25 protein-coding genes and 2 pseudogenes are annotated in these 23,484 nt (G+C 36.7%); 2 read left to right on the top strand and 25 right to left on the bottom strand.

The window, feature by feature from the left end:
* Positions 1-173: 173 nt before the first annotated feature.
* The 9 genes from spoIVA to ACFSCX_RS18765 all read right to left on the bottom strand — a co-directional run bounded on the left by spoIVA (position 174) and on the right by ACFSCX_RS18765 (position 8,078).
* Positions 174-1,652 carry a stage IV sporulation protein A gene (gene spoIVA / locus ACFSCX_RS18725; RefSeq protein WP_377929762.1) on the bottom strand — a complete coding sequence of 493 codons (1,479 nt, stop codon included), beginning with the start codon at positions 1,650-1,652 and terminating at the stop codon, positions 174-176.
* A 469-nt stretch (positions 1,653-2,121) separates the two neighbouring features.
* Positions 2,122-2,841 (bottom strand): hypothetical protein, encoded by a 720-nt coding sequence (locus tag ACFSCX_RS18730; RefSeq protein ID WP_377929763.1) that lies wholly within the window; start codon positions 2,839-2,841, stop codon positions 2,122-2,124.
* A 26-nt stretch (positions 2,842-2,867) separates the two neighbouring features.
* The gene (locus ACFSCX_RS18735) at positions 2,868-3,068 is read right to left on the bottom strand and encodes a DUF2768 domain-containing protein (protein ID WP_377929764.1); all 201 of its coding nucleotides are present in this window, start codon (positions 3,066-3,068) and stop codon (positions 2,868-2,870) included.
* Positions 3,069-3,499: 431 nt separating this feature from the next.
* On the bottom strand, positions 3,500-3,745 hold the full coding sequence (locus ACFSCX_RS18740; protein ID WP_377929765.1) for a stage VI sporulation protein F: 246 nt from the start codon (positions 3,743-3,745) through the stop codon (positions 3,500-3,502).
* A gap of 95 nt (positions 3,746-3,840) precedes the next feature.
* Complete coding sequence (locus ACFSCX_RS18745; protein WP_377929766.1) at positions 3,841-4,875, bottom strand: NAD(P)H-dependent glycerol-3-phosphate dehydrogenase; 1,035 nt, start codon at positions 4,873-4,875, stop codon at positions 3,841-3,843.
* Positions 4,876-4,932: 57 nt separating this feature from the next.
* On the bottom strand, positions 4,933-6,243 hold the full coding sequence (der, locus tag ACFSCX_RS18750) for a ribosome biogenesis GTPase Der (protein WP_377929767.1): 1,311 nt from the start codon (positions 6,241-6,243) through the stop codon (positions 4,933-4,935).
* 155 nt (positions 6,244-6,398) lie between these two features.
* Positions 6,399-6,584 (bottom strand): capping complex subunit for YIEGIA, encoded by a 186-nt coding sequence (locus tag ACFSCX_RS18755; RefSeq protein ID WP_377929768.1) that lies wholly within the window; start codon positions 6,582-6,584, stop codon positions 6,399-6,401.
* Complete coding sequence (locus ACFSCX_RS18760; RefSeq protein WP_377929769.1) at positions 6,581-7,477, bottom strand: YIEGIA family protein; 897 nt, start codon at positions 7,475-7,477, stop codon at positions 6,581-6,583. Before ACFSCX_RS18760 ends, ACFSCX_RS18755 begins: the two co-directional genes overlap by 4 nt.
* A gap of 1 nt (position 7,478) precedes the next feature.
* Complete coding sequence (locus ACFSCX_RS18765; RefSeq protein ID WP_377929770.1) at positions 7,479-8,078, bottom strand: YphA family membrane protein; 600 nt, start codon at positions 8,076-8,078, stop codon at positions 7,479-7,481.
* Between the two features lie 129 nt (positions 8,079-8,207).
* Here ACFSCX_RS18765 and ACFSCX_RS18770 point away from each other — a divergent pair, with 129 nt between their 5' ends.
* On the top strand, positions 8,208-8,339 hold the full coding sequence (locus ACFSCX_RS18770; protein ID WP_377929771.1) for a YpzI family protein: 132 nt from the start codon (positions 8,208-8,210) through the stop codon (positions 8,337-8,339).
* 183 nt (positions 8,340-8,522) lie between these two features.
* On the opposite strand, the gene fni is transcribed toward ACFSCX_RS18770, so the two are convergent.
* The 10 genes and pseudogenes from fni to prsW all read right to left on the bottom strand — a co-directional run bounded on the left by fni (position 8,523) and on the right by prsW (position 16,673).
* A complete protein-coding gene (fni, locus tag ACFSCX_RS18775; protein ID WP_377929772.1) occupies positions 8,523-9,563 on the bottom strand; it encodes a type 2 isopentenyl-diphosphate Delta-isomerase in 1,041 nt (346 codons plus the stop codon).
* A 14-nt stretch (positions 9,564-9,577) separates the two neighbouring features.
* On the bottom strand, positions 9,578-10,720 hold the full coding sequence (gene rpsA / locus ACFSCX_RS18780; protein ID WP_377929773.1) for a 30S ribosomal protein S1: 1,143 nt from the start codon (positions 10,718-10,720) through the stop codon (positions 9,578-9,580).
* A 155-nt stretch (positions 10,721-10,875) separates the two neighbouring features.
* Positions 10,876-11,457 carry a lysophospholipid acyltransferase family protein gene (locus tag ACFSCX_RS18785; RefSeq protein WP_377929774.1) on the bottom strand — a complete coding sequence of 194 codons (582 nt, stop codon included), beginning with the start codon at positions 11,455-11,457 and terminating at the stop codon, positions 10,876-10,878.
* Complete coding sequence (gene cmk / locus ACFSCX_RS18790) at positions 11,444-12,133, bottom strand: (d)CMP kinase (protein WP_377929775.1); 690 nt, start codon at positions 12,131-12,133, stop codon at positions 11,444-11,446. The genes ACFSCX_RS18785 and cmk overlap by 14 nt, the downstream gene beginning before the upstream one ends.
* 72 nt (positions 12,134-12,205) lie before the next feature.
* Positions 12,206-12,385: a YpfB family protein gene (locus ACFSCX_RS18795; protein WP_377929776.1), complete on the bottom strand. Its 180-nt coding sequence runs from the start codon at positions 12,383-12,385 to the stop codon at positions 12,206-12,208.
* Between the two features lie 51 nt (positions 12,386-12,436).
* A complete protein-coding gene (locus ACFSCX_RS18800; RefSeq protein WP_377929777.1) occupies positions 12,437-13,096 on the bottom strand; it encodes a flagellar brake protein in 660 nt (219 codons plus the stop codon).
* Between the two features lie 93 nt (positions 13,097-13,189).
* Positions 13,190-14,533: a germination protein YpeB gene (ypeB, locus tag ACFSCX_RS18805; RefSeq protein WP_377929778.1), complete on the bottom strand. Its 1,344-nt coding sequence runs from the start codon at positions 14,531-14,533 to the stop codon at positions 13,190-13,192.
* 12 nt (positions 14,534-14,545) lie between these two features.
* A pseudogene (locus tag ACFSCX_RS18810) lies at positions 14,546-14,923 on the bottom strand (cell wall hydrolase); the annotation flags it as partial.
* Positions 14,924-15,616: 693 nt separating this feature from the next.
* Positions 15,617-15,856, bottom strand: a pseudogene (locus tag ACFSCX_RS18815) (peptidoglycan-binding protein); the annotation flags it as partial.
* A gap of 145 nt (positions 15,857-16,001) precedes the next feature.
* Positions 16,002-16,673 (bottom strand): glutamic-type intramembrane protease PrsW, encoded by a 672-nt coding sequence (gene prsW / locus ACFSCX_RS18820; RefSeq protein ID WP_377929779.1) that lies wholly within the window; start codon positions 16,671-16,673, stop codon positions 16,002-16,004.
* A gap of 148 nt (positions 16,674-16,821) precedes the next feature.
* Between prsW and ACFSCX_RS18825 the strand changes: the two genes are divergently transcribed.
* Entirely contained in the window at positions 16,822-17,793 is a 972-nt protein-coding gene (locus tag ACFSCX_RS18825; protein ID WP_377929780.1) for an asparaginase, read from the top strand.
* Positions 17,794-17,915: 122 nt separating this feature from the next.
* On the opposite strand, the gene ACFSCX_RS18830 is transcribed toward ACFSCX_RS18825, so the two are convergent.
* The 6 genes from ACFSCX_RS18830 to ACFSCX_RS18855 all read right to left on the bottom strand — a co-directional run bounded on the left by ACFSCX_RS18830 (position 17,916) and on the right by ACFSCX_RS18855 (position 23,472).
* On the bottom strand, positions 17,916-18,905 hold the full coding sequence (locus tag ACFSCX_RS18830) for a YpdA family putative bacillithiol disulfide reductase (protein WP_377929781.1): 990 nt from the start codon (positions 18,903-18,905) through the stop codon (positions 17,916-17,918).
* 94 nt (positions 18,906-18,999) lie between these two features.
* Complete coding sequence (locus ACFSCX_RS18835) at positions 19,000-20,277, bottom strand: Glu/Leu/Phe/Val family dehydrogenase (protein WP_377929782.1); 1,278 nt, start codon at positions 20,275-20,277, stop codon at positions 19,000-19,002.
* 303 nt (positions 20,278-20,580) lie between these two features.
* Positions 20,581-21,171 carry a genetic competence negative regulator gene (locus ACFSCX_RS18840; protein ID WP_377929783.1) on the bottom strand — a complete coding sequence of 197 codons (591 nt, stop codon included), beginning with the start codon at positions 21,169-21,171 and terminating at the stop codon, positions 20,581-20,583.
* Between the two features lie 124 nt (positions 21,172-21,295).
* Positions 21,296-22,204, bottom strand: a complete 909-nt coding sequence (locus tag ACFSCX_RS18845; RefSeq protein WP_377929784.1) for a MerR family transcriptional regulator — start codon at positions 22,202-22,204, stop codon at positions 21,296-21,298.
* A gap of 99 nt (positions 22,205-22,303) precedes the next feature.
* On the bottom strand, positions 22,304-23,071 hold the full coding sequence (locus ACFSCX_RS18850; protein WP_377929785.1) for a metallophosphoesterase: 768 nt from the start codon (positions 23,069-23,071) through the stop codon (positions 22,304-22,306).
* Positions 23,068-23,472, bottom strand: coding sequence for a hypothetical protein (locus ACFSCX_RS18855; protein WP_377929786.1), 405 nt, complete (start codon positions 23,470-23,472; stop codon positions 23,068-23,070). The genes ACFSCX_RS18850 and ACFSCX_RS18855 overlap by 4 nt, the downstream gene beginning before the upstream one ends.
* Positions 23,473-23,484 lie beyond the last annotated feature (12 nt).

Consider the following 23,484-nt stretch of genomic DNA (forward strand, 5'->3'; position numbering starts at 1 on the left):
TGACTAGGCACATCCTTCAAAGGAGACCCGGCTAAGAACGCCGACGTCCTGCCTGCCACACCCGGTACCCACATCCTGATTATGGATACTCGGCTAAAAGCGCGCACGTCCTGTGCGCAACGCCCAGTAGGCACATCCTGTGCCCAAAAAAAAGACCCCTATGTAGGAGTCGGTTAGAGGATGATGGCGATTAAGCCGCCAGAGCCTTCGTTTATGATTCGTTCTAGGGTTTCTTTTAGCTTGTAGCGAGCATTTTCTGGCATTAGCGATAGCTTTGCCTGAATTCCTTCTCGTACGATTGAGCTTAATGAACGACCAAAGATATCTGAATTCCAAATAGATAATGGATCATCTTCAAAGTCTTGCATTAAGTATCGAACTAGCTCTTCACTTTGCTTTTCTGTCCCGATAATAGGGGCAAATTCTGATTCCACATCCACTTTGATCATATGAATCGATGGTGCTACTGCCTTTAAGCGGACACCGAATCTAGATCCTTGTCTAATAATTTCTGGCTCATCTAGTGCCATATCTGCTAGTGACGGTGCAGCAATACCATAGCCTGTTTGTTTTACCATCTTTAATGCATCTGCGACTTGATCATATTCTGCTTTCGCATAAGAGAAGTCTTGCATTAGTTGTAGAAGGTGGTCTTTTCCTCTAATTTCTACTCCCACTACCTCTTTTAAAATTTGATCATATAAGGTATCTGGCGCATAAAGATCAATCTCAGCAACACCTTGCCCCATTTCAATACCCGCTAATCCAGCATGTTCAATAAAGTCATATTCACTAAATTGCCCCACTACTCGATCAACATCTCGCAGTCGCTTAATATCTTTAACTGTATCTTTTACAGCTTCTTGATAGCTTTCACGTAACCAATGGTTATCTCGTAAAACCATTACCCAGCTTGGTAAGTTTACGTTTACTTCTAATACTGGGAATTCATAAAGAGCTTCACGTAGAACATTGTATACATCCGCTTCTCTCATGCTCTCAACACTCATTGCTAGCACTGGAATATCATACTGTTCAGAAAGCTTTTGTCGTAATTGCTCCGTTTCAGGATGATGTGGATGTACTGTGTTAATGACCATGATAAATGGCTTTCCTACTTCTTTTAGTTCATCGATTACTCTTTCTTCAGCTTCTAAGTAATCATTCCTAGGAATTTCTCCAATGGATCCATCTGTAGTGATGACAACTCCAATAGTTGAATGCTCCTGAATAACTTTTCGTGTCCCGATTTCAGCCGCCTCATGAAATGGAATTGGCTCCTCATACCAAGGCGTGTTAATCATTCTTGGACCATTTTCATCCTCATATCCTTTTGCTCCAGGAACTGTATACCCAACACAATCAACTAGACGAACATTTACATCCAAGCCATCCGCTACATGAAGTGATACAGCTTGGTTCGGAACAAACTTAGGCTCGGTTGTCATAATCGTTCTTCCAGCAGCACTCTGTGGTAATTCATCTTGAGCACGCGCTTTATCAGCTTCATTTTGAATATTTGGTAATACTACTAATTCCATAAACTTTTTTATGAAAGTAGATTTACCTGTACGAACTGCACCAACAACTCCTAAATATATATCGCCACCAGTGCGCTCAGCGATATCCTTAAAAATATCTACCTTTTCCAAGTGATCCCCTCCCGATCTTCATAACTGTTTGGGATAATAAACTATCCAATACATGACTAGTAATCTAGGACAGTATATCTTATGATGTTGTCCTATTTAATTATGACTAATGTTATAGAAAAATTTTGAATCCGATGTTTTTCTTGCTATGTTAAAGCCATTCGTTAATAGGGCTAATTGACAAGCCTGTATACCATTGTTTATCAAACCCATTAATCACCCCTTATGACTATTAAAGGTACAAAAACAGTCATTCCTTTAACAAAGCACAACAAAATTGGAAGGATTGTTTTACTCAGAAAAACTTGGCTGAGGCCAAGTCCCAGGACACTCTCGATGGCTATCGTTATCTTCTTCCAAAATAGCACAAAAAACAAAACCCTTCTGTTAGAGAGTATTCTTTAACAAAAGGGTTCATGACTATTTTTTATTCGATTTGATACTCATTTACATTTAGTAGAAATGAAAACTAGTATTTATTAGTAACGAAGAAAACTGGTTCATTATTCTCAACCGTGTATGGTAAGGAATAGGCTGGGATGATGGGAGAATTTTCATATAGAATTGGCCTTATATCTTCCCCATGTTTAAAATGATGTTTATTTTCTTGCAAGAGCTTGTACAAATCAATTGAGTAATCTATATATATTTCCCCTTTTCCATCTATAACAAATGGTAAATTATTCCCTGAATATGGACTAACTGCATGAGGAGGCTCATCATAGCCCAGCTTTTTGAAATCGACTGTAAACACATTCTCTACAATCATCTTTTCAAAAGGTGGGTAGCCATTTGATCTTTTGTACACATAGATTCTTGTTTTTATATCCCTAATGATATCCGCATGCCTAAGGTCAATTAATTTTACAGTTGGATTTGTTTCAACATCCAATAAGACATACTGAAATATTCCACCACTTTCGAATGCTGATGATGGAGGCTCCTGTAGATAACGCGGAATTATCTTATTGAAATTAATAGGATATTTTTGATATATAGGTGTTTCCATATCCCGATCTTGAATTGGGAGAAGTCCACTATTGGCTTCCCTATACTGATTTACTGCGCTTTGAACAGAGGCAATCTGGTCCTCGTATGGTATTTGGTTTTGAACAAGTCGTTCATCAGGATAAAGACACCCCGTTAAAGTGAACAAACATAGAACGCTTATTACTAACATCTTCTTCATTTTATTCCGCCTTTACTAGGTTGAATTTACTCATTAACAGGTCCACTAAAAACTACAAATACGATCACGATTCCAGCAATGATCATAAATGAGTAGGCCACAAAAGCTGTTATCCACTTAAATACACCTTTAAGTTTGTATCTACTTAACATGATGGTTATAACTGCAAGAAACATGAGTCCCATTGACCCTAATGCAAACCACATCTTTATTAATCCTGTTGACATTGTTCTCCATCTCCTTGTCTTAAATCGTGAAACATTATACCATAAATTAACCATAGAAACACTACGACAAAGAAATCGTTCAAAAAATAGTCGGTTTATAATGAGGATGATGAATGAAGCGGAAAAGCGATTACTCTGTAACTAAACTCTTTTCTATTTACATATTTATCCTACAAAACAAAAGGCACTGGAGCCGGATTAGTATGCACATCATTCAGTTATCCACATATGATGAGCTTCGATAATTTCCTAAAGCGTGTAAAATGTATTTGACATTGTACATTAAACAATAAAAAACTGAAGTAAAGGGGGCACTTTACTTCAGCACGACTAAAAAATATCCCATTAAAACAGCTCAACTCAAAGTTTGCTTCGTAGCATTCTATGCATCTTGTAACTAAATTGCATCATCGATTGCCTATTATTGAGACTTATTTTTTAAACATTTTTCCGATCGTATTTAAGTCCATAGGCATATTATTTTCAACAATTGCCTTGACAATTTTATCTTCTTTTTCTTTGTTAACAGGTTTACCTGCAAGCATAGAAACTTGCTTTATGAGGTTACGTACGGTTTGCTCATCTTTAAAATTAGCATCTTTTACTGAGTCAGCTAGTTTAAAAACATCGTCCATTTTTACATTTGTTTTTTTCTCAATATTATCAAATAGGCTCATTCTAAATCCTCCTTCGCATTTACACTCAAAATATCGTATGCAAATGGAGAGAATCTGTGATTACAATATGGGCGAATGTTTACTACTGTACTATGCTAGTCTAGTTTAAAGATAATAGAAGACAGATCTTCCATCTCATGTGTTCGCCCTCTAGCCATTAATGAATCAACAGCGTCCTTAGGGTTGCGCTGATTAAATAAGACATCATAGAGTGCATTTGTGATCGGCATGCTCACATTCATTTGCTTTGCTAATTGATAAGCAGCTTTTGTCGTTCTTACACCCTCTACGACCATTCCCATATTTTCAAGAACTTCATCTAAATTCTGACCTTTACCAAGAAGGTTTCCGGCACGCCAATTTCTACTATGTACACTTGTACACGTAACAATCAAATCACCGATTCCTGTTAATCCCGCAAACGTTAACGGATTGGCTCCAAGTGCAACACCTAACCGGGCGATTTCGGCAAGTCCTCTCGTAATAAGAGCTGCTTTTGCGTTGTCTCCATATCCAAGGCCATCTGTAATTCCAGCCGCTAACGCTATAATATTTTTTAGAGAGCCTCCTATTTCAACACCAATCACATCTGGATTTGTGTAAACACGTAAATGTTGATTGATAAACATATCTTGGATTTTTTCGGCCGATGATAGGTTCTCACACGCTACCGTCACGGTGGTAGGTTGTCTCAGGCTTACTTCCTCAGCATGACTTGGACCCGATAAGACTACAACGTCCTTTAAAAGCTCTTTTGGCATTTCTTCCTTTATGACTTCAGACACACGTTTAAATGTATCTGGCTCAAGCCCCTTACTTACATGAACAATCGTTATAGGTGATTGTTGGAACTGGCGAATTTTCCCTAGCACCTCACGAATTGCTTTTGTTGGTACAGCTAGGATAATTGTCTCAATTCCAATTAAAGCATCTTCTAAATCTGTATAGCCTTTAATCAGCTCCGGTAATTCAACTCCCGGAAGGTATTTCGAATTCGTATGACGTTCATTAATTTCTTTAATTTGCTCCCCTTTATGTCCCCAAAGCCTTACATAGTACTGATTATCAGCAAGGACGATAGCCAGTGCGGTTCCCCAGCTACCAGCCCCAACAACCGCAATGTGGTTCACTTCTCATCCATCCCTTCTCTACTCTTTTGTCAACAAGCCTTTTTTATACTTCTCGTTTTAACTTCTTGGTCTCGCAATAATTCTTATTGGAGTACCAACAAATCCAAAAGCAGCACGAATTTGGTTTTCTAAAAATCTTTCATATGAAAAGTGTAATAGCTCTGGATCATTAACGAAAATGACAAACGTTGGTGGTTTTACGGCCACTTGTGACGCATAAAATATCTTTAATCTGTTTCCTTTGTCAGTTGGAGTAGGATTCATCGCTACTGCGTCCATAATAATGTCATTGAGTACATTCGTTTGAACCCTCATATTATGGTTTTCAGCAGCCATGTTAATCATTGGCATAAGGGTATGAATCCGCTTCTTCGTTTTTGCAGATAAGAATACAACAGGAGCATAATCGAGAAATAGAAAATGATTCCGAATCTTTCGTTCGAACTCTTGCATAGTTTTTTCATCTTTTTCAACAGCATCCCATTTATTCACTACAATTACAACAGCTCTTCCAGCTTCATGTGCATAACCAGCAATTTTTTTATCCTGCTCAATAATTCCTTCTTCTCCATTTATCACGACAAGTACGACATCAGAGCGTTCAATTGCCTTTAAAGCACGCAATACACTATATTTTTCTGTACTCTCATACACTTTCCCTTTTTTTCGCATTCCAGCTGTATCGATAATGACATAATCTTGTCCATCTTTTGAGTATGGTGTATCAATCGCATCTCGAGTCGTTCCCGCGATATCACTTACAATAACGCGTTCCTCCCCTAGAATCGCATTAACTAAAGATGACTTCCCTACGTTCGGTCTACCAATTAATGAAAATCGTATCGTGCTTTCATCATAATCCTCTTCCTCTCGATTTGGAAAATGATGGATTGCAGCATCCAATAAATCTCCTAAGCCTAATCCGTGGGATCCCGATACTGGAATCGGTTCACCGAACCCTAGTGCGTAAAAGTCAAAAATATCATTTCTCATTTCGGGATTATCGACTTTATTTACTGCTAGAACGACTGGCTTGTCAGAACGGTACAAGATTTTAGCCACTTCTTCATCAGCCGATGTTACTCCTTCACGTCCATTAACCATAAAAATAATCACATCAGCTTCATCTATTGCCACTTCTGCTTGTTCTCTTATTTCAGCAAGAAAAGGTGCATCACCAATTTCTATTCCACCTGTATCTATAATATTAAAATTCTGGTTTAACCATTCCCCCGAGCTGTATATTCGATCTCTTGTCACTCCTGGAATATCTTCTACAATAGATACTCGTTCGCCAACAATTCGATTAAAAATGGTTGATTTCCCTACATTCGGTCTTCCTACAATCGCAATAATTGGTTTTGGCACAGCAAAACATCCTTTCTAATATCCTAAAAGTAAAAATGTATATAAATAGGATTGTATGTAAAAAAGCTAGGAAATCCCTTCTAATCAAAAGAAGGGATTCATATTCTTTAACTTTCTTATCCTACCAAAAATGTGCATTAAGGACAATCATTTCCTTAATGCTTGACAATAACATACACCTCTTCACTCAGCTTATGAGCTATTCCATCTAAAATCGCTTCTAGATTTTTCGCGAAGTGATCCATTTCTTCAACGGATTCACATGTGAATATTGAAGTGCCACCTGCTACCCTAGCTGGATTTACTGTAATAATTGCTAATATATACTTTTCTAAATTCATTGTATTTTCTGCCCCTTTTCGTTTGCTTTTGATTCGGTCGGCATACGAATAGCGTTTTCTAAAGTTGGAACAAGTCCAATAACTTCAATTGCTTTTTGGTAGTCCTTCACCTGTGGAAGTACGAATATCCCAACTCTGCCATCATCTAAATCTCTTTTAGCAAGTGGGACGAGAGCAGGTGTACCTGAATCTCTATAAACCCCAAGAGCAACAGAAACATCATGTAGAATGGCTTGTCTCTGTCCAAGATTTGCAATCGTTGATCGAGCATCAAAATTTTTGGGCTTTAAAATGAACCCCATTCCATACTTAAGGACTTCTTCTTGCCTTTCAGGAATACCAATATTCATAATATAAATATTATCTACAAATAAACCCGGTCCATCGAACCTTGGTTCTACATATTCAATATCGACAATATCTTTAAGCCTACCACCACTCATAAGTTTTTTAGATAGTAATAGAGCAATTAATCCCACTCCAATCCCAGCCCACACGTTCCAGACTAAGTAACTTAAAGTTGAGACAAATGACGTAAAAATAACTAAATAATTTCTTCCTTCAAAGACCACGGCAATCCCTTCAATATAGGGATTACCTCTTGGAACTAGTTCATAGCTATCCAATTGAGCCAGTGTATTCCTCTCCATATTTCTTACTTCTCTAAACTGAGATGCGGCTAACGTTAAAAATGTAATCGCCGTAAAATCCTCTTCCATTATGGATGGAACAGCAACAGTACCGAGGCCAGCAGCAATAAACCCTAATGCAATATGAATAATTCTTCCATGTAGATATGTAGGATATTGCCTGTAGTCCGTTTTCAGCATATAGATTCTTGTTAATGTACCAATTATCACACCAAATAATATTGGATATGTATATTCATTCACCCTATCCCAACCTTTCACGTGCTTGTTTTTGTTGTAATTGATTAAAGTACGTAGACAGTAATTCAAGTCCGTTCCATAGGGATATCATAAAAATACCAATCGCAACGATATCAAAAAAGAGTAATGTTCCGATTGTTTGTGTAAATTGAATTTTCGATAAAATAACACGATATAGAACTTCTCCATGACAAATACCTATGATAAAAATAATGTACCTTTTTAATGATTGTTTGGTTAGAAGTAAAACTAGATATGTAAGGATGAAACTAACCATGAAGGTTGGATTAAATACAATCCACACTGGATCAAAAAGACTAAACAAGTAGAAGGTCACATAAGCCAAACCGAGAATGATTGTACAGATAGATATATATAAGAGAGTTATATTATTTAGTTTGGCTGACATCATATAAGAAACGAACAATAAGATTAGAAATCCTATTGAAATTTCATGACTAAGTATGGAGATCTTCATGTGTGCAAAACTGAGTAAGACTAATATTAAAATGGCTACTTGGGTTCGTACTTTTCCCTTTCCTACTATAAAGGTTGTAATGACCCAGCCTATCCACCCTATCCAATAGAACCAAATTCCTTCCACTACTGTCCCTCCTATCATTTCCATTATGGCTACAATTCATGATATTTAATCAGAAATATATTGAATTGAATGCTATTACTGTCGTATGGAAATGATAAGACTTAATCACTGTTTAGAGGAGGTTTAATGATGGGTAAAGATCGTCAAGAAAAGAAACTTAAAGAATCACGCCGAGTGGAATCTGATCGTGATCAACAATTAGATTATCCTGGAGCTACTAGAATGGAAAGTCCGGAGACAGCACGAGACAGAAACAAATAAGGAAAAACTAGTGACTTACGTCCATACCCTCCGATAACATATATGTAAGTAATCCGTGGTAATATCGAGACTTTAAACACTGGCTTTTTACTAGTTTAGGTATGGAGGTCTTATCGAAAGCAAAGTAACGGAACAACACTGAATATTAACAAAAAAAAACAGCTCATTTGAGCTGTTTTTCATTTATAAATATTCAGTGTTAATCTCTCTTTGTAGTAGCCAGTGATATGTGTCACCTTTTACGACAATTGGCGCTTTCTTAATTTCATCCAAATTTCTCGTACCTAAAGCTGTCATAATGAATCTAATATCATTATGAAGCTCCGTGATTTCATCTATAGTACTCTGAAGTCCTTTATCGATAAGCATCTTTAGCAGGTATCCTGCCATCCCAACAGCACTTGCCCCTAATCGTATTGCTTTAATCATATCTAGTGCACTTTGAATCCCGCCTGAACCAATAATGGATAAGGAAGAAGATACCGAGCGAACCTCTGCAATAGAAGAAGCTGTAGGTATTCCCCATTCATCAAAGAAGCCAAGATTTCTACTACGACGTAGGTTTTCAATTTTCGAGAAGTTCGTGCCTCCAAATCCACCTACATCAATGATTGAAACTCCAACCTCTTCTAACTTTATTGCTGTTTCCTTACTCATTCCGTATCCAACTTCCTTTACAATGACCGGAATATTTACACGCTTTACCACCTTTTCTATTCGGCGAAGCGCTCCTGAAAAATCTCTGTCTCCTTCTGGCATGACAAGTTCCTGAACGACATTCAAATGTATTTGTAAAGCGTTTGCTTCAATCATCTCAATTGCTTCAAGGGCTTGGTCTACTGTTGCCTCACTTCCTAAGTTAGCAACAACCACTCCTGTTGGATTTTCTCTTCTTACCACTTGATAGGAGCTTCGCTCCTTTGGATCTTTAATAGCAGACATTTGGGATCCAACAGCTAATCCAATATTACACTCTTTAGATATGATCGCTAGTTCTTGATTAATCTTTAAGGTTTGCTCACCACCTCCACCTGTCATTGCATTGATAATAATAGGCGAACTTAATGAAAGTTCGCCTACTTTTGTACTATATTGAATTTCATTGATAGACAGGTTGGGTAGACTTTGATGAACGAAAAGCACATCATCAAAACCATGAGCACGGACTTGACCAGTTTCAATTGCATTATTAATATGATCAATTTTTCTTTGTGCTCTGCTCATTATATTATCACCATTTATTTTAGTTTATTTAGTTGATCACCAATCATATCACCTAAGCTAAACCCTGTTGATTCTTCCTTCTGTTGGTATTCGCGGAAATCTCCTTGATCCTCTTCTTCCAGAAGCTCTCGAATGCTTAGAGATATTCTTTGGTCTTCTTTATTAATATCAAGAACCTTTACTTTCACTTGTTGTCCTACAGATAATTCTTCTTGAGGAGTTTTGATATGTTTGTTTGAAATTTGTGAAATATGAACAAGCCCCTCAACACCTGGCATTACTTCAACAAATGCACCAAATGTTACTAAACGACGAACTGTACCTTCAATCACATCTCCAACCTTTAGTTGTTCCGTGACACGGTCCCAAGGTCCAGGTAATGTTTCTTTAATTGATAATGAAATCCTTTCATTATCTGTATCTACCCCTAATACCTTAACCTTTACTTGTTCTCCTTCTTTAATTACATCTGACGGTTTTGTTACATGTTCATGAGACAATTGTGAGATATGGACTAAGCCATCAATTCCACCAATGTCAACAAATGCACCAAAATCAGTGATGCGTTGAACAGTACCCTCTAGAACAGATCCAACTTTTAATGACTCCATTGTTTTCTTCTTGCTTTGTTGTTGTTCTTGTTCCACAACAGCACGATGAGATAAAATCACACGATTTTTTTCTTTGTCAAGTTCTGCAACCTTTAGAGAAAGTGTCTTCCCTTTATAATCAGAGAAATCCTCTACAAAGTACGCCTCTACAAGCGAAGCAGGAATAAACCCTCTAACACCTACATCAACAACTAGGCCACCTTTTACAACATCCTTAATCTCAGCATCAAACACTTCACCCGCTTGGTACTTATTTTCTAAATCATCCCAAGCCTTTTCAGCGTCAACTGCTCTTTTAGATAGGATGACTGCATCATCCTCTATTTTAGTTACCTTAAGTTCAAGTGTCTGCCCCTCAGAAACTACCTCACTTGCTTTTTCAATGTGTAAGCTTGATAGCTCGCTAATCGGAACAATCCCATCAGACTTGTAACCAATGTTGACAAGGACCTGCTTTTCCTCTACTTTCGTTACCTGTCCAGTAACAATATCCCCAACTTCTAAGTTTGTTAATTCCACAACTTCTTGATTCATTTCTTCCATCACCACTACCTCCTTAATTCGCAACTCACAGTTAAAGTGAATTTTACACCATTTACTACTTAATATGTATAAAATGGAAGGTAAAAACCCTTCACGAAAAAACTTCTTTTTTCTAACTTCTAATAAATACTACTTTTTGTCAAGTAATATACTTTTAGCTATTGGTATTTTTCCAAAAGGGATTGAATGGAATTCATAATGATGTCAGTAGCCTCTTCGGCAGATACTTTTTCTGCTCGGATTGATTCAAAATTAATGGCCTCTCCAAACACAACTTTTAAACTTTTAAATGGCTTATATGGGCCAATGATGGCACATGGTATAACTGATGCATTTGTACGTAACGCAAAGAATCCAGCACCTGCAAGTCCCTTACCTAATTGACCTGTTTTACTTCTAGTTCCTTCTGGAAACAACCCTAATACCTTTCCATCTCGAAGTATTTGCAATCCAGTCTTAAGTGCTTGCTTATCACTCATACCTCTTTTCACTGGAAATGCATTAAGACTCGGTAGAAGATTTTTTAAAATAGGTACACGAAAAATTTCTTCCTTGGCCATAAAGTGAATGGGCCGTTTTGCTGAAATCCCAACAATCGGTGGATCTAAATTATCAATATGATTGGAGCATATGAGTACACCACCATGACTTGGAATATTTTCAGCACCGATTACATCTACTCTATATAGAGGTTTTAGAATACCTGTACAAATAACTTTCCCAATATTATATAGATTCACACCCATCAATCCTTTCATGAACTAATGTCATGATATTATTCACTACATCACTGATTGATAGAGAAGTTGTATCAATTTCTACAGCATCTTGTGCTTTGACTAAAGGCGATACTTCTCTTTCTGAATCTATTCGATCCCGCTCCTCAATTTCCTTCTTTAATCGCTCTAAATTAGCTTCAAAACCTTTTCTTACATTTTCTTCATACCGTCTTTTTGCTCGTTCTTCTACGGAAGCTAGTAAAAATACTTTTACTTCGGCATTTGGTAAAACCTTTGTCCCAATATCTCTACCGTCCATTACAACTCCCCCGAATTTTGCCATTTCCTGTTGTCTATGGACCATTTCTTCACGAACGAGTCGGTGCTGTGCTACAAAGGAAACATGATTCGTAACTGAACTAGTTCTTATTTCATTTGTTACATCTATATTGTCTAAATATACGAGCTGACCTTCAGTTGAAGGAATTAATTTGATCGTCGTATTTGGCAATAATTTTGCTAATGCAGATTCATCATGTACATCTAATAAATGTTGAAGTGCTTTATACGTCAAAGCACGATACATAGCACCTGTATCAATATATATGTATGAAAGTTGTTCTGCAATTCTTTTTGCCACAGTACTTTTTCCAGCTGCTGCTGGTCCATCTATTGCAATGGAGATCTTCTTTTCCATAGTTCCTCCTATAATATAGAACGTAATAAATAAAAGCAGGTTCCACCTGCCTTCTATATTCTAGCACACTGACTATTGTTGGTCGAATGTTTCTAGAATCTTGCTGTATGTATCTTTAGTCACACCTTCATAGTGTATGACCTTTGATAGATATGGTGAAATGTCTTGATTTGTAAGTAACAACTGTGCTAAAACTAAAAAAATCAATTGTACAAACACAAGTTTTATTAGAAACGATTCAAATCTTTTCATAGAAAGCCCCCTCAACTACTAGTTTAAGGGGGTTTCTCGTTTTTTATACAATTATTTCATGCCTTTTCTTTTAAAATTCAATTGTCTTTCAAAGGTAAAACGGATAAGTAGCTGTCTCTCTGCATCACTTATGCCAATGAATTCAATAGGCATTTTATCTCGCTCTCCATTACGTCCATGAATTATTCTTATCGCCCTAGATTTTAATACAATGTAGTGATAATCACCAGATTGCATAGGTAATACTAACCAGCAATTAAAAATTGTTTCTGGTTCTAATGTTGTATTGAGTGGAAGAACAATTGCTGCTCCTCCTGCACTTATATCACCAGTAATCGTAACAAAAGGAGAAAAATCATGATTTATAGGATGTAAAGCTACATCTACCGCAGTTTCCACTCTAACAAATTGCCTTCTCTGGACTCGGACTAAATCTTGATTCCCAGGATACGAAAGAGCAATCATTGGGATATTTTGTTTAACTCTCCCCTGTACTTCTGTTTCAAATAAGTAAACTGTATTGTCTTTTCCTACAAACGATGCTTTAAACTGTGTACCATCAAGTAGAAAAACAGTCTTACCTGTATTCATATTAACAGGATAATCTATATACAGTTCTTCCCCTTTTTTCTCTACTAACTTACATCGATACCTTTCATTATCTGTAGAGTATTTGGGTTCTAATATAATTGTATCCCCTATGTTTATCATAAGTATCCCCCACTTGTATAAACCATTCCATACATGTATTATCTCATGGAATAAAAAAAAGGAAAAGTCAATAATGACCTTTCCTTCTATTGTTTATATATTTCCGTATTTCGGTTCAGCATTATTTAACTTTTCAACTTTTTCTTCGTATCCAGATTCTGCATTGATAAAGACTCTGTATGTGTCATTGTTAATCGTTCCTAGGAACTCATAGCATAAAACCTCTTCCCCAAGGTCATTTACAATTACGGCTAGTCTGTCCTCCATTACTTCGACGCTAGGATTAATTTTCTTCCTAGCTTCCTCTAAAGAAAGGGTTGGCTTCGGAAGATTTCTTTCATGATGGGCCATTAAGTAATCCCTTGCTGTGAAGCCTATAATGTTACCATCATCAAGTGCTACCTTCATTGTAATTGATTCAGGATATAGGCGCACATCGTTTTCTTTTGATACAAAGGTAAAGATCCCTATGTTATCGAATTGAGCGCTTTCGAATAATTCAAGGTTTTTAAAATCATGATCCTTTAGGTATTTGAGTGCACTTTCTGTTGCTTCATTAAGGCTAATGTTTTTCTCTTTTACATCTCGATTTCTTAACACCCATATTGGATAACCACCCTTTTTAGTGATATCCATATAAATCTCTGTTTTAGCTTTTGGGTCATCAATTGTTAGACTATAAAAACCATAGCTTGACCCATCACCATTTTCAATCACTGACATCTCTTCTTGACCCTTTAGTCCTAGAAAGTCGGTAGCAATTTTTCTAGCTTCCGATTCAGTTATTTCGTTTCCAGATAAATATTTAAATCCCTCTTCCTTTTTATTCATACTAGTAAAGGAAGGACCAAAATCTGCCTCAGAATAAGCAGTTACATTTTCTTCAACTGTTTTAAACCCATCAATTATGGTATTGTCTTGTTGATTGTCAGTTGCAAGTGCTAACTGGACGTCCATCCACCTAAGATTATTTTCAAGCACCAAGTGTTGAACTTTCCTTAATTCATTCTGGATATCACCTGATTTTTCATAAAGTGCTTGTAGGGTATTATACTCTTCATCAGATAATGGTTCTTTTTCTAAGTCACGTACGGCAGCTCTGTAACTAAATTCAGCTATGTTCGCTAAAAACTCCTCCGTTTTGTTAAATGGTAGAAGTGTTAATGGTAGTTGGCCAACGTCAGACTGTGCCTCTGAAGTGATTCTCCATACCTCAGCTAATGAAGGCGATAACGATTGTCTTGAATTCATAGCAAGCGTCGAGCCAATCTTATCATTTAATAAATCGATTTGATATGTTAAATCATGAAAGGCACGCTGGTAATTATTTTCGGCATGAATTAAGATTGCATTTTTTTCGATGTGTTCTTGGTAGCCCCAGTAAGCAGTACCCGATATTCCTACTACAAGTGCTCCGATTATTATTCCTCTAAGCATGTTCTTTCACCTCTATTTACAGAAGATGTGTTTCCCTATCCGTTTAATTTGCGGTCTACCCCAAATCCATCCACTTGTTGCAGTATCAGGATTAAAATAATACACGGCTTCGCCAGTTGGATCCCAGCCATTAATAGCATCTAATACAGCTTTTTTGGCTTGCTCGTTTGGCTTTAACCATATTTGACCGTCAGCAACTGCCGTAAAAGCTCGTGGTTCAAAAATAACGCCTGATACCGTATTAGGAAATGTAGGACTATTTACTCGATTCAAGATGACAGCTGCAACGGCAACCTGACCAATATATGGCTCACCGCGAGATTCACCATAAACTGCATTAGCCATTAGCTGTATATCATTCTGTGAGAAACCATTTGGCATGTTTACAGCTGTAGGCTTAGGTGTTTGAGCACCCTGTTTTTTATTTTGTTTAGTTTGCTTTTGCCCACCTTGTTTTGGACTTTCTCCGGCTTGACCTTGAGACTCAGCTCCTTGTCCTTGCTGACCTTGAGGCTTTGGCTGTCCTCCTTGTCCTTGCTGACCTTGAGGCTTCGGCTGTCCTCCTTGCTCTTGCTGGCCTTGAGGTTCTGGCTGTCCTCCTTGTCCTTGCTGACCTTGAGGCTTCGGCTGTCCTCCTTGCTCTTGCTGGCCTTGAGGTTCTGGCTGTCCTCCTTGTCCTTGCTGGCCTTGAGGTTCTGGCTGTCCTCCTTGTCCTTGCTGGCCTTGCTGAGGAGTTTGTCCTCCTTTGCCTTGCTGACTCTGAGGCTTGGATTGTCCTCCTTGTTCTTGCTGACTACTTTGTTTTTGTGTTTCTTTTTGCTTTACTTGCTGTTGCTGCAATTCTTTATTTCGACGCAGTCTTTCGATTACACGTTTTTTTTCTGCTGTTCTTTTAGCCTTGTCAATCATTTCCTGAGTAGGAGAAGTTTGGATGTCTAAAGGAACTCCTCCATAATGAGTAAACCTATAACCTTTGTTAATCTGTTCATATACAAAGTCTTTATAATATTTTGTTGCTTTTTTAAGCATATTTTTTGTCTTTTCTCCAACATAGCCATCAACCTCTTCTAGACTAAATTCATGTTGGAAATTTCTAACTGCCCAATATGTCGACCATCCAAATACACCATCAATAGGACCATGATAAAAACCATTGTATTGAAGACGAGCCTGTAATTCGATTACATCATCTCCAGTTGCCCCACGTTGTATAATTTGATTACTAAATGCATAGCTGTGATGTACTGGATATAGAGACACGACAAATGTTATCGCAATGATGACGATAAGAGGAATTCTCCAGATTGAATAAAACCTCATCATTTTACCTCCCTAACCAATTTCTAAGATGTCTTACAAGTATTTTCTGTATTGAATTAGTTTTTATTCAAAAACTTTGGATTTATAAGGAAAGAATCAAGATTTTTGGAAAAATTGGTTGCCATGAAAATAAAAAAACGCCCCTCAATCACTGAGATAAGCGTCTAGAATAAGTTTCTGTTAAACATCTTGCTAGTTTTACCTTTCGAAGTCCTAACCACCATAGAAAGATCATAAATGGAACAATCACAATTATCCACTTTTCGATAGAGTAAATGATATAATCATAAATACCGTGCAAGAAAAACGGGATAAATAATGATAAATAAATATACTTACGTTTAGTTTGATTCGTTGAAAATTTTCCTTTTCCAATATAGTAGCCCATAATGACCCCGAAAAGTGCATGGCTAGATACAGGAAGTAAGGCTCTTCCAAATGCCATGTCTACTCCGTGTGCAAATAAATATAGAATATTCTCAACAGTTGCAAAACCTAAGGAAACAGCTACACCATAAACAATTCCATCATAAAGCTCATCAAACTCTCCATGTTTGTATGCAATAAAATATAAAATAAACCACTTAAAGAACTCTTCAAGAAAGCTTGTGGCTACAAATGCTTTTAAAAGTCCACTTTGTAAAATATCCTCGACAGACAATACATATTGAATAAACATGATTGGAAATACAAGAATTGCCCCAAAAATAAAGGAACGAAACACCATATAGATTGGTTCTGCCTCATATTGATCCTTTAAATAAAAATAACTTAGTAAGGCAACTCCTGGAGCAATCCCTGCTGTAATAATTGCCAACATATCAATTCCTCATTTCCATTATGATAATTTACAAATTACAAAAAGGATATCTTGCTCTTCTCTAGTCAAGTTTTCATTCTTATCGTAACATGATAATAGATATATGAAAATCAATGTTTAAAAAAACTTTACATCTTTAGGAGGACCTATGAAGAATATATTATTACTACATACAGGCGGTACGATTGCGATGAGTGAGGACAAGCATACAGGCTCGGTTCAGCCAGGGGATAAGCACCCATTACATGAAGCAATTCCAGCATTAGGAAGTCTTGCAACAATTTTTTCTGAAGAGATATTTCAGTTACCCTCTCCCCACATTTCAACAAAAGAAATGCTTATCTTACGAGATCGAATTGAAAGAGCAGTTCGTAACGAACAAATCGATGGTGTGGTTATCACACATGGCACTGACACACTTGAAGAAACAGCTTATTTTCTCGATTTAACACTCAACTCAAATATCCCAGTTGTTCTAACAGGGGCAATGCGATCGAGTAATGAAATCGGAGCTGACGGCCCATACAATTTACTTTCATCCGTTAAAGTAGCGGCTAGTGAAGAAGCAATTGGGAAAGGGGTATTAGTGGTACTCAATGATGAAATTCATACAGCAAGAAACGTAACCAAAACCCATACAAGCAATATTGCCACATTTCAAAGCCCACAATACGGTCCAATTGGTATTGTTACAAAAAGAGGTGTCTCGTTCCATCATCTTCCTATGAACCAAGAGCATTATGACATAAATAGAATCTCCAAAAAGGTGATGTTGTTAAAAGCATTTGCTGGAATGGACGAATCTTTATTGCTTGCGCTACTTAACATGGAGATAGATGGATTAGTTATTGAAGCATTAGGGCAGGGGAATTTACCACCGACGATGCTAAATGGAGTAAAACAGCTTATTAACCATCAAATACCAATAGTAATTGTATCAAGATGCTTTAATGGTATTGTTCAGGATATTTATGGATATGAAGGTGGCGGGAGACAGCTAAAAGAGATTGGAGCCATTTTCTCAAACGGATTAAGTGGACATAAAGCCAGAATTAAATTGATGGTAGCTTTAGAACAAACAACAGATATTAAGGAATTGCAGAATTTATTTTTAACATAAGATATACATTCGCGGCGTTCTGAGCATTTTGAACTCGGATGACTTGGTACTGGAGCTGTTATAAAATTTAATGTACGAAAACTTATTTCATTCTGATTTATTAAAGTGAAACAAGCCTACTATTAGGTAGGCCTGTTTCGTTTTTGAATTTCTTTTGCAATGAGCTCTCCATGAAATCGTCCATTTTCAATAAATATCTCATTCGCGTTATTTCCAGCTGCAATAACCCCAGCAATAAAAATACCGGTTACGTTTGTTTCCATCGTTTGTGAATTAAACATTGGTCTACCAGTCTCGCCATCTACTCCAACTCCCATATTTCTTAAAAACGTGTGGTCTGGATGATAGCCTGTCATTGCAAATACAAAATCATTGCTAATAGAATATTCAACATCTTCTACAGTATATGTTACTCTCTTTTCAGTAATTTCTATAACACTTGCATTAAAAAGCATTGTTATCTTACCATGTCTAACAAGGGATTCGAACTCTGGTAAAATCCAAGGCTTAATGCTAGCTGAGTATTCACTTCCTCTATATATGACCGTCACATTTGCGCCAACTTTTTCTAGCTCTAGTGCAGCATCAATGGCAGAGTTTTTCCCTCCGATTACAACAACTTCCTTTTGAAAATATGGATGCGCTTCTTTAAAATAATGAAAAACTTTATCTAAATTTTCTCCTGGTATATTTAAATAATTGGGATGATCATAATAACCAGTAGCAATAACAACATATTTGGCTTCGTAGTACCTTTGCTCTCCATCCGAAGTTTTTGTATATACTTGGAACTGTTTATTACTTTCCTTGCTCACGTTTAACACCTGTTCATAGGCATTAACACGTAACTCTTTTAATTTTACAACCTCTCTGTAATAAGCTAGCGCTTGGCTTCTGACAGGCTTTCGATTTTCAGTAATAAATGGGATATTACCAACTGATAATTTTTCGCTTGTACTGAAAAAAGTTTGGTGAGTTGGATAGTGATAGATTGCGTTTACAATATTTCCTTTTTCTATGATTAATGGGTTATAGCCAAGTGATTTAAGTTCAATGGCTGCTGCTATCCCACATGGACCTCCACCCACAATAATAATATCTTCTTTATTCATAACATCCTCCTTGTACAATAAAAGGTGAGGAAATATAGAAGAAAAATCCCCTATCATAGTAATGATAGGGGATTTCTAAAGTGTATGCAAATGATTAAATCCAGCCTCTGAATCTAGAAGCCTCCGCCATTTTTCTAACACCCACCATATAAGCTGCTAAACGCATATCTACACGACGAGTTTGGGCCGTATCATAAATGTTATTAAATGATTTAACCATTACCTTTTCAAGCTTTTCTTCCACTTCTTCTTCTGACCAGTAATAGCCCTGATTATTTTGAACCCACTCAAAGTATGACACCGTTACACCACCAGCACTAGCAAGAACATCAGGAACAAGTAAGATTCCGCGCTCAGTTAAGATCTTAGTAGCTTCGAGTGTCGTTGGACCGTTTGCTGCTTCCACGACAATACTTGCACGAATATTGTGTGCATTTTCTTCTATAATTTGGTTTTCAATAGCAGCAGGTACTAAAATATCACAGTCAAGCTCAAGTAATTCTTTATTTGAAATTGTATTGTTGAATAGCTTTGTTACTGTTCCAAAGCTGTCACGACGGTCTAATAAATAATCGATATCTAACCCATTAGGATCATGAAGTCCACCGTATGCATCTGAAATACCAATAACCTTTGCACCTGCATCATGCATAAACTTAGATAAGAAGCTTCCAGCATTACCAAAGCCTTGAACGACTACTCTAGCACCTTCAAGCTTGATTCCACGCTTAGCAGCAGCTTCTCTAATACAAATCGTTACACCTTTTGCAGTTGCTGCCTCACGCCCATGGGATCCTCCTAGTACAAGTGGTTTACCTGTAATAAACCCAGGAGAATTAAATTCATCGATTCGGCTATACTCATCCATCATCCATGCCATGATTTGTGAGTTAGTGAAAACATCTGGAGCTGGAATGTCTTTTGTGGGACCCACGATTTGGCTAATCGCTCGAACATAACCACGGCTTAATCGCTCAAGCTCACGGAAGGACATTTCACGTGGATCACAAATAATACCACCTTTTCCTCCACCATAAGGTAAATCAACGATTCCACATTTTAAACTCATCCATATTGATAAAGCCTTAACTTCTTTTTCAGTAACATTTGGATGAAAGCGAATACCACCCTTTGTAGGTCCAACTGCATCATTATGTTGAGCACGGTAACCTGTAAATATTTTAACAGAACCGTCATCCATACGTACTGGAATCTTAACAGTCATCATACGAATCGGCTCTTTTAATAGCTCATAAACTTCCTCAGGATATCCAAGCTTTTCTAAAGCATTATGTATTACTGTTTGTGTAGATCTTAGAACATCTAGTTTATCACTGTCATGAGATTGATCTGTGTTCTTTTCGGCTACCATTTGTAAACCTCCCAAAAATTATCACTAAAAGTTATTGTCTACTACTCGTAACATAGTATACACCTTCAGTTAGTATCTGCAAAGATGAAAAAGTGACTTTTCTTCAATTAATTACGTTTTTTTGCAAACGATTACACCCTAATATTCACAACGTTTTCAACATATAAAATACTTAGAATATTACTACTATTGATTGTTATTATCTTGCCATATTTTCTTGATTTTATAAGGTTGTTCTATCAAGAATCTGTTTACAAAAAAAAAACACCTCTATCGTAAGTATTACTCTAGAGGTAGCTATTATTAATTAAAATAGTAGTTTATTTGCTGAATCGCATTATTTGACATTATAAGCTTACCGTATTCTCCAACTCGGTAAGTAGTTAATGTTGAAGGATTCCCATATTCAGCAAGAATCGCAATCACATTTTCAATATTAAATCCTTCTAAATGATCCTCATTCAACAGAGTGTAGTAACAATTATTATAGAAGTATAGAGATCCCCCAGTCATTCCTAACGAACTTAATCTTTTTGAAAGTGATAATAGATCCTCTAGGGAATTAAATTCATAAAAAACATCTTCACTTTCATCTAAAGTAACTTGCATTTCAATATACTCATCAAGTAATTCATCATCCATCGGATTATTTGATGACTCTTTCGTTACAATGACCACCATTCCCTGTGCTTGCAATGAAAATACTTCAACCGCAATTGGACCATCTGCTTCAAACCCAAGTTCCAAACTGGCTTCATCCATCATATCCTGAAATAATTCCTGAACCTTGGGAGCATTATGCCATAAGTCATCCTTTTTCAAGCCACGATCAAGGAGGTCATCAATGGTGAGAAAGACCTTGATCTTGTTATAGGTTAATCGTTCTAAACGCATTTATGAAAACCTCCTACCATCAACTCGCAAATCCATCTATCCATTAGTATATGAGTGGAAAGCAAGATGGTTCATCACATTTTTGACTATACTTCATATCCAACAGGATGTAAGACAAGTTGTTTTATAATTTACTCTCTAACCATTTGTCCCAATCCACCCTTGATTTTCCAACTAAATGGTATCGGTAGGTTTCGAGGAGGCTTTCTTTTAAGAACATAAAGGCAGGGCCTCCTAATCCAATTTCTAATGCAGGAAATTTATTTTTCAAATAATTGACAAGTTCTAATGTTTCCGGCAAATTTTCAACTAAAGTACAAGATAAGAATAAAAATTTAGGATTTACTTCCTTTAGCACTATGTCAATATCAGCTTTAGCAATACTCCCCCCGAGATAAACAACATCAAAGCCTATTTTCCGTAAATATATCGTAAAAATTAGCAATCCTAGTTCATGTGATTCATTTGGACCACAAAAAGCAAGCACTTTCGGTAAAAAAGAATTTATCGGCATGGTATGTAAAACATTACCGATTTTCGAGCGGAGAAAGGCTGAAGCAAAATGTTCATGTGCACTTGTAATTTTACCTCTTTCCCATAAGTCTCCTATTTCAACTAAAACGGTTCCAAGTATGTCAATCGCCACTTTGTCGATGGAAAAAAGGCTAAACGCATGATTTAAATATTCCTGTGCTTGCACTTCATTAAATTGAAGTAGCGACTCAAGTAACTTATCTGTTATATCAGCATTCTGAGTCCGATTCTCGATTTCAGACATGAAAGTCGGTTCTGTAATTAGACCACTAGTTTCTAATAAGTTGATCGCTTGGCTAATAGTAAATCCTTTATTTATCTTTTGAATGAGCCATTTTAAGATCTTAACATGCTCTTCCGTATATAACCGATGACCTGCATCATTTCGAACAGGTGCAATGATTTGATAGCGTCTTTCCCATGCACGAAGTGTACCAGCCTGGATTCCAAGCATTTGAGAAACTGCCTTTATATTATATTTACCAACAGCCGATGACATATTAAATCCTCCAATAACTCAATCCTATACTTGTTAGCATTATAGCCCACACGTGATAGTGTGTAAACTTTGTATAAGTTTTGTAGGAGGAAAATATTCCTATTTTTTCGAAATTGTAATGAAATGTGTTTCAGCAGGTGCACCGAAACGCAGAGGTACCGATGTTGTTCCATATCCATTACTTATGAGTAATACAGTCTTATCATGATGAGAAATGCCACCTTTATGATAAAAACCTAATCGGCCCAATCTAATTTGACCTCCATGTGTATGTCCGCTCATAACGAAATGAATGTGATCGTCGTTGTTTATTTTTCTCATGATTCTTGGATCGTGACTAACCAACATTCTAAATCCTACCTTATCACAGTCAGATAAGGCTAGATCCAGACGATCTCGTTTACGGTTCATATCATCGACCCCGATAAGAGCAAGCTTCTCCCCTGTTGTAGATTCAAAGGATAAAGCTGTATTGTCTAATATTTTCACTCCATGATTGATTAATAAAGCATCTAGTTCATGATAGTCAACTTCATAATCATTATTCCCCCAAACAAAATAAAGCGGTCCTATTTTCTTTAATCGATTTATATTTTCTAAAACTCGAGAAAATGGTACCCCTTTTTCTGTAATATCTCCTCCGATGATGACTAAATCTGCTCGACCTGTTAGAGAAGCTATGATTTCTTCAGATACAATACGCCTATGTATATCCGAAATAAAGAAAACCTTTAATTCACCAAAGCTCTCTGGGAACGAATCAAACTTCAATTGTTCGTACCGAATTGTATTACGATGTGCCTCTCTGTACATATAGACGATTAGCATCATGCAACAAAATAGAATTACTAATAAAAACCAACTCATAAATCCTCCTGCTTCCCATCATACTGCCAGTTTTGACGTATATCTAAAGAAATCATACCATAGACTATGGAAAAAATTAAAAAGAGAACAGCTATTGATAGATTAAATAGAAATACTAAACAGAAATTAGCAATGACTAAATAAGAAATCACTAGTTTGGGAATATGGATTTTGTATCCTTTACTTAAAAATAAGGTACCTCTTATACCATTGCGAACTAACGCAGCATTTGCTAAAAACCCAACAAAAAAACATCCCATTCCAAAGAAAAAGGTAATCGGATCCAATATTAATGTAGAGATAAAAGGACCTAACCCTATTTCAAAAATAGGAGGTATCCAATTTGCCGCCAAAAAACCTCCACATAACCCTAGTAACCAATATAATATGTATGTAAGCATAGAACCCCCCCT

Source organism: Bacillus salitolerans (assembly GCF_042680805.1).
Lineage (GTDB): Bacteria > Bacillota > Bacilli > Bacillales > SA4 > Bacillus_CJ > Bacillus_CJ salitolerans.